Origin of the sequence: Streptomyces sp. NPDC056948, from assembly GCF_042674225.1 — a bacterium.
Lineage (GTDB): Bacteria > Actinomycetota > Actinomycetes > Streptomycetales > Streptomycetaceae > Streptomyces > Streptomyces purpurascens.
The window spans coordinates 1-2,203 of the sequence record NZ_JBHUQX010000738.1 but is presented as its reverse complement, the minus strand read 5'-3'; the positions used below and the strand labels follow the sequence as shown (position 1 = coordinate 2,203).

Below are 2,203 nucleotides of genomic sequence, written 5' to 3'. Positions count from 1 at the left end.
CGCGGTTGGAGGATGCGTTCAACGGGCGCTGACGTGGGGCGGGCCGGCCGCTGCTGGGGGTCCGGGGGTCGTCCCCCGGGCAGGCACAGTCAGCCTGGGCAGCAGGGGTTGTTCTCGCGGTTGAAGGATGCGTTCAACGGGTGCTGACGCGCACCGCTGATCGGTTGCCGGAGGGCCTTTTCCTCTGGTCTATGCCACACGGCAGGCCGGTTTCGGGGTTGTTCGGAGGACGTGACAACATGCGGTCATGTCCTCCGCGCTGACCGATCTCTTCCCGCACCCGATCGTGCAGGCCCCCATGGCGGGTGGCGTCTCCGTACCGCAGCTCGCCGCCGCCGTGTGCGAGGCGGGCGGGCTCGGATTCCTCGCCGCCGGGTACAAAACCGCCGACGGGGTGTACCAGGAGATCAAGCAGCTCCGGAGTCTCACGAGCAGGCCCTTCGGCGTGAATGTCTTCATGCCCCAGCCCGAGTACGCCGACCCGGCCGCCGTCGACGTCTACGCCCACCAGTTGGCCGGCGAGGCCACCTGGTACGAGGCCGAGCTCGGCGATCCCGACAGCGGCCGCGACGACGGCTACGAGACCAAGCTCGCGGTGCTGCGCGACAACCCCGTGCCGGTGGTGTCGTTCCACTTCGGCGTGCCGAGCCGTGAGGTCATCGACGCCCTGCACCGCGTCGGCACCTTCGTCCTGGCCGCCGCGACCACCCCCGACGAGGCCCGGGCCGTGGAGCGGGCGGGTGCGGACGGGGTCATCGCGCAGGGCGTCGAGGCCGGCGGTCACCAGGGCACGCACCGGGACATCCCGGAGCTGGACGGTTCCGGCATCGGGCTGCTGTCGCTGGTCGCCCAGATCCGGGAATCCGTGAACATCCCGATCGTCGCCGCCGGCGGCATCATGCGCGGCGGCCAGATCGCCGGGGTGCTCGCCGCCGGCGCGAGTGCGGCCCAGCTCGGCACCGCGTTCCTCGCCACGCACGAGTCGGGCGCGAACGCCCTGCACAAGCAGGCGCTGACCAACCCCCTGTTTGTGCGTACGGAGTTGACCCGGGCCTTCTCCGGGCGGCCGGCTCGTGGCCTCGTCAACCGTTTCCTGCGCGAGCACGGCCCGTACGCGCCGCCCGCCTACCCCGAGATCCACCACCTGACCTCGCCGCTGCGCAAGGCCGCCGCCAAGGCGGGGGACGCGCAGGGCATGGCACTGTGGGCCGGGCAGGGGCACCGGATGGCGCGGGAGCTGCCCGCCGGGCAGCTTGTTGAGGTGCTGGCCGGTGAACTCGCCACGGCGCGCGCGGTGCTGGGCGGCGGAGGCGGCGTCCGATGACCGCGCCGGTGTTCGTCGTCGAGCACCTCGACGCGGGCGGCGGCGGCCGGTACGTCCTCGACGGCCCGGAAGGGCGGCATGCCGTCTCCGTGAAGCGGCTGCGGCCCGGCGAGGACATCGTCCTCACGGACGGGGCCGGCCGTTGGGCGGACTGCGTCGTGCTCGACACCGAGGGCAAGGACCGGCTGATCGTCCGGCTGGACTCGGTGACCGAGGAGCCGGCGGAGCAGCCCCGGGTCACCGTCGTCCAGGCGCTGCCCAAGGGCGACCGCGGGGAGCTGGCCGTCGAGACGATGACCGAGGTCGGTGTCGACGCGATCGTGCCGTGGGCGGCGGCGCGCTGCATCACGCAGTGGAAGGGCGAGCGCGGGCTGAAGGCGCTGGGCAAGTGGCGGGCGACGGCGCGGGAGGCCGGGAAGCAGTCACGCCGCGTGCGGTTTCCGGAGGTCGCGGAGGCGGCGACGACCAAGCAGGTCGCTTCGCTGTTGGCCGGGGCCGGGTTCGCGGCCGTGCTCCACGAGAGCGGGGACGAGCCGTTGGCGACCGCCGAACTGCCGTCCTCCGGTGAGATCGTGCTGGTCGTGGGGCCCGAAGGGGGCGTGGCGCCCGAGGAGTTGGCGCAGTTCGAGGAGGCGGGGGCGAAGGCGTATCGCCTCGGACGCAGTGTGCTGCGCACGTCGACCGCCGGGACGGCGGCTGCCGCCGTGCTTCTGGCCCGGACCGGTCGCTGGTCCTGAGCTCGTGCGGGGGTGCGCGTCAGCGCCTGCGCGGTGGGTGTGGGTCGGGGCCGTGTCGGGGGGTGTCCGTCCTCGGAACGGCGCGATGGGGTCGGATACCAATTGACTGTTCGTTGACGCGCCAACCGCTGCGGGCGGACAC

Annotated in this window: 2 protein-coding genes; both read left to right on the top strand. The window is 72.9% G+C overall.

Translation table 11 applies throughout. The annotated features are described in order from the left end of the window. The first annotated feature begins 247 nt into the window (after nt 1–247). The gene (locus ACFTZL_RS44190) at nt 248–1,324 is read left to right on the top strand and encodes a nitronate monooxygenase (RefSeq protein ID WP_382596093.1); all 1,077 of its coding nucleotides are present in this window, start codon (nt 248–250) and stop codon (nt 1,322–1,324) included. Next, nucleotides 1,321–2,061 carry a 16S rRNA (uracil(1498)-N(3))-methyltransferase gene (locus tag ACFTZL_RS44185; protein WP_382596090.1) on the top strand — a complete coding sequence of 247 codons (741 nt, stop codon included), beginning with the start codon at nt 1,321–1,323 and terminating at the stop codon, nt 2,059–2,061. Before ACFTZL_RS44190 ends, ACFTZL_RS44185 begins: the two co-directional genes overlap by 4 nt. Nucleotides 2,062–2,203 lie beyond the last annotated feature (142 nt).

Coding starts and splice junctions, on each gene's coding strand:
- ACFTZL_RS44190 (WP_382596093.1), top strand. CDS start 248: ATGTCCTCCGCGCTGACCGATCTCTTCCCGCACCCGATCGTGCAGGCC.
- ACFTZL_RS44185 (WP_382596090.1), top strand. CDS start 1,321: ATGACCGCGCCGGTGTTCGTCGTCGAGCACCTCGACGCGGGCGGCGGC.